Origin of the sequence: Nocardia tenerifensis NBRC 101015 (assembly GCF_000308715.1) — a bacterium.
GTDB classification, from domain to species: Bacteria; Actinomycetota; Actinomycetes; order Mycobacteriales; family Mycobacteriaceae; genus Nocardia; species Nocardia tenerifensis.
In genome coordinates this window covers 1-4,552 of sequence record NZ_BAGH01000083.1, presented here as the reverse complement: position 1 = coordinate 4,552, position 4,552 = coordinate 1, and the positions used below count along the sequence as shown (strand labels likewise).

The following is a 4,552-nucleotide window of genomic DNA, read 5'->3' as shown; positions in this document are numbered from 1 at the left end:
TTACGGGCGTTGTTGCGGTCATTGTTGCGGCCGCCGTTGGCGTTTCCGCCGTTGCCGTTCTGGTTGTTGCGCTCACCGGACTGGCCGCGCTCGCCGGACTGGTTGCGCTCACCCGACTGCGCGCGGTCGCCGGACTGGTTGCGCTCGCCCTGATTACGCTCACCCGACTGGTTGCGCTCGCGGCGCCGCTCGCCCTGCTCGGCGTCCTGCTTCGGCTCGTCACCACGCGCATCGGCCGAAGCGGCCTCGCCGCCGCCGGATCGCGCCTGGTCACGGCCGCGCCGCTGCCGGCCACGACCACGCTGACCGCCGTCGCGACCGGAATCCTCGGTGGATTCGGCCGAGTTCGGCGCGGTGGTCTCGGCCGGCGCCGAGTTCGCGGGAGCGGATTCCTTGGCCGGGGCCTCGGCGGCGGGGGTCTCCTTGGCGGGGGCGGGATCCACGTCGAGGGTGCCCTGCTCCGCTCGGGCGGCCGACCGCGTCGCCTGCGTATTGGCGGGAGTTTCGGCCTTGGCGGAAACCGCGGACTTGGCCTGTCCCCCTTCGGGCTTTTCGCCCTTGGCCGGTTTTCCGGCTTGATTTTCCTTGATTGCGGCGATCAAATCGCCTTTGCGCATTCCGGAGGTGCCTCGGATACCGAGCTCCCCCGCGAGCGCACGCAACTGCGGCAACAACATTCCAGTCAGCCCCGATCGTGCGACGTCGGTTTGTTCGCTCATCTTCGAAATCTGTCCGGAGTCACTTTCGCTGTCGCCCGGAGCTGTTGGGTTGGATTCCACCCCGGGTGTCGCGAGCAGGTCCGTATCTGTCACGGAAATCCTTTCCTTCCCCCGATTGCCGTGTGCTGTTTCGAGGGTTCGTCCCGCAGTCCGGGCATTCTGCCGGACTCGGATGCGTCCGTCCGCTTCGCCACCGGTGGTGTGAGGTGGGAGAGATCATTCCAGTTGCGCAGCTACGCAGCACCCCCATGGCCTGGAGGCTCGAGCCTGGAGCCTGCTGGAGCGATTGCCCTGATGAAGCACCGGCGTCTGATGCGCACGATGTACGGACCCGCTCAGGATAGCTGCCCATTGTGAATCTCGGCAAGCCAGACGCGCCGTCAGTCGATGCGGACTCCATCGGCAAGTCCTGGTTCGACCACCCGCAACCCGTCCATGGCCGCGAGTTCACGGAGTTCTGCGGGAAATTCGCTGGTCCCCAGGGCCAACACGGTGGGACCGGCGCCCGAGACGGTGGCCGCGAGGCCCGCCGCGCGCAGCCGGGAGATCCAAGTGGTGGTCAGCGGTAGCGCGGGGGCACGCTGGGCCTGGTGCAGCCGGTCGGCCGTCGCGGGCATCAGCAGGTCGGGGCGCTGGGTCAAAGCCACCACCGCCAGAGCGGCCCGGCTGACGTTGAACGCGGCGTCGCCGTGCGGCACCACCTCGGGCAACAAACCCCTGGTGTGCGCGGTGGACGAGCGCTCCTCCGGGATGAGCACGACCGGGCGCAGCGTCGGGTGCGCGTCCAGCCGCACGGCCCGGTAGACGCGGCCGTGGTGCTCGGCCACCGGGACGCCGTCCTGGCCGATGTCGGCGGCCCGGTCGGTCTCGGTCCAGGACACCACGATGCCGCCGAGCACGCTGGCCGCCGCGTTGTCCGGGTGACCCTCGAATTCCGCTGCGAGCTGCACCAATTGGTCGGTGGACGTGGTCAGCGCCTGGTCGAACTCCGCCGCGATGGCGCAGCCGGCGGCCAGCCCGCCGACCACGGCGGAGGCCGAGGAGCCGAGCCCGCGCGAGTGCGGAATCACGTTGCGGCACACCACATCGAGGCCGTCGGCCCACACGCCCGCCGACTCGAGGCCGCGCTCGATCGCGCGGACCACGAGATGTGAAGGGCCCCAGGGGACATCGTCGGCGCCCTCACCCTCGACCCGGATGTTGAGCCCGGAATCGGTAGTGCGGACCTCGATCTCGTCGTAGATGCCCAATGCCATTCCGAGCGAGTCGAACCCGGGGCCGAGGTTCGCGCTGGACGCGGGCACCCGCGCGGTGACCGAAAGGCCCGCGGGCAGCGTGCGACTCATGCTCGCGGACCGGGGGCGCTGCGCCCCCGCGTACAGCTGGCCTTCGCGTGAATTCAACTCAGGCCAGCTCTAGTTCGGCGGCGACGGCGACCGGATCGACCGGAATCGCCTGCACCTGCGGCATTCCCAGCAGCGCGGTGTCGGGGTCCTTGAGACCGTTCCCGGTCACCGTGCACACGACGGTCAGGCCGGAGTCGAGCCAGCCCCCCTTGTGCGCGGCGAGCAGGCCGGCCACGCTGGCCGCCGACGCGGGCTCGACGAACACGCCCTCGTGCGCCGCGACCAGGCGGTACGCCGCCACGATCTCGTCGTCGGTGGCCGCGCGGAAGGCGCCGCCGGACTCCTCCTTGGCCGCCATCGCGCCGTTCCACGACGCGGGCGCGCCGATCCGGATGGCGGTCGCGATGGTCTCGGGGTTGCTCACCGGAGCGCCGTTGACCAGCGGTGCGGCGCCCGCGGCCTGCACGCCGAGCATGCGCGGCAGCTGGGTGGTGATGCCGTCGGCGTAGTACTCGCGGTAGCCGCGCCAGTACGCGGTGATGTTGCCCGCGTTGCCCACCGGCAGCGCGTGCACGTCGGGGGCCCGGCCGAGCACGTCGCAGATCTCGAACGACGCGGTCTTCTGGCCCTCGATGCGGGCCGGGTTGACCGAGTTCACCAGGCCGATGCTGGGGAAGTCCGAGGTGACCTTGCGGGCCAGCTCGAGGCAGTCGTCGAAGTTGCCGTCCACTTGAATGATCTTGGCGCCCAGCATGACCGCCTGGGCCAGCTTGCCCATCGCGATCTTGCCCTGCGGGATCAGCACGGCACAGGTCATGCCCGCGCGGGTGGCGTAGGCCGCGGCCGACGCCGAGGTGTTGCCGGTGGACGCGCACAGCACGGCCCGCTGGCCCTGGTACTTGGCATCGGTGATCGCGACGGTCATGCCGCGATCCTTGAACGAGCCGGTCGGGTTCAGCCCCTCGACCTTGAGATATACCTCACAGCCGGTCAACTCGGACAGATACGGCGCGGGCACCAGCGGCGTACCACCCTCGAGCAGGGTGACCGGCTCCCAGTCCGCCGCGCCCGCGATCCGATCGCGGTAGGCCGCGATCAGGCCGGGCCAGCGGGAGTGCACTCCGGCCTGCGGGGCGACACCGGCCGAGCTCATGCCGACGCTCCCCGGGTCATGCCACCCGCGGACGCATCGTCTCGAATGTCGGCGAAACTCCGCACATTCGTGTTCATTCTTCGGTGCCTTCCAATCTCAGGACGCTGGTGATGGATGTGACGGATTCCATCTCGCCAAGGGCGGCGACGGTGTCCGCGAGCGCCGACTCCACGGCGTGGTGGGTAACCACGACCAAGCGAGCGCCCGTGCCGTGCCCCTCTTGGCGGACGGTCGAGATGCTCACCTCGTGCTTGGCGAATTCGCCCGCCACCGCGGCGAGAACCCCGGGACGGTCTGCCACCTGCAGGTTCACGTGATAGCGGGTGGGCGTATCGCCGATCGGCGCGATCGGTAGCTCAGCATAAACCGATTCGCCCGGAGCGCGGCCACCGTAGAACTTGTTACGGGCGGCCATCACCAGATCGCCGAGCACCGCGGAGGCGGTCGGCGCGCCGCCCGCGCCCTGCCCGTAGAACATCAACCGGCCCGCGTTCTCCGCCTCGACGACCACCGCGTTGAACGCGCCGCTGACCGCGGCCAGCGGGTGCTTGCGCGGCACCAGCGCGGGGTACACGCGCACCGAGACGCGCTCCTTGCCGCCCTCGGCCACGCTCGGCTCGCCCGGCCCGGCGGCGACACGCTCGCAGATCGCGAGCAGTTTGACCGTGCAGTTCAACGCGGAGGCGGTCTCCAAGTCCTCGGCGCTGATCTTCGAGATGCCCTCGCGGTACACGTCGGCGGCGGTGACCCTGGTGTGGAAGGCGAGCGAGGCCAGGATGGCGGCCTTGGCGGCGGCGTCGTAGCCCTCCACGTCGGCGGTCGGGTCGGCCTCGGCGTAACCCAGCCGCGTGGCCTCCTTGAGGGTGACCTCGTAGTCGGCGCCGGTCTCGTCCATCGCGGAGAGGATGAAGTTGGTGGTGCCGTTGACGATGCCGACGACCCGGTTGACCCGGTCACCGGCCAGCGACTGGATGAGCGGGCGCACCACCGGGATGGCGCCCGCCACCGCGGCCTCGAAGTAGAGGTCGGCGCGGCTGCGCTCGGCGGCGGCCGCGAGTTCGCCGGTGTAGTCGGCCAGCAGCGCCTTGTTCGCGGTCACCACGGATTTGCCCGCGTTCAGCGCGGCCAGGATCAGGCGGCGCGGCGGGTCGATGCCGCCGATCACCTCGACCACGAGGTCGACGTCGTCGCGGGCGACCAGGGCGTCGGCGTCGGTGGTCAGCAGGTGCGGCGGGAGCCCGCGGTCGTTGTCGAGGTTGCGCACCGCGACGCCGCGCAGCACGACGGGGGCGCCGACGCGCGAGCGGAGATCCTCGGAGTGCTCGCGCAGAATC

The 4,552-nt window shown here is 70.4% G+C and carries 4 protein-coding genes; all 4 read right to left on the bottom strand.

Annotated features, from left to right (window positions below):
- The coding region (locus ON39_RS06735; protein WP_040732348.1) for a Rho termination factor N-terminal domain-containing protein at positions 1-719 on the bottom strand (719 nt) is incomplete at its 3' end.
- Between the two features lie 380 nt (positions 720-1,099).
- A complete protein-coding gene (thrB, locus tag ON39_RS06730; protein ID WP_040732350.1) occupies positions 1,100-2,065 on the bottom strand; it encodes a homoserine kinase in 966 nt (321 codons plus the stop codon).
- A 58-nt stretch (positions 2,066-2,123) separates the two neighbouring features.
- Positions 2,124-3,218, bottom strand: coding sequence for a threonine synthase (thrC, locus tag ON39_RS06725; protein ID WP_040732347.1), 1,095 nt, complete (start codon positions 3,216-3,218; stop codon positions 2,124-2,126).
- 73 nt (positions 3,219-3,291) lie between these two features.
- A partial coding sequence (locus ON39_RS06720; protein WP_040732346.1) for a homoserine dehydrogenase occupies positions 3,292-4,552 on the bottom strand: 1,261 nt, incomplete at its 5' end.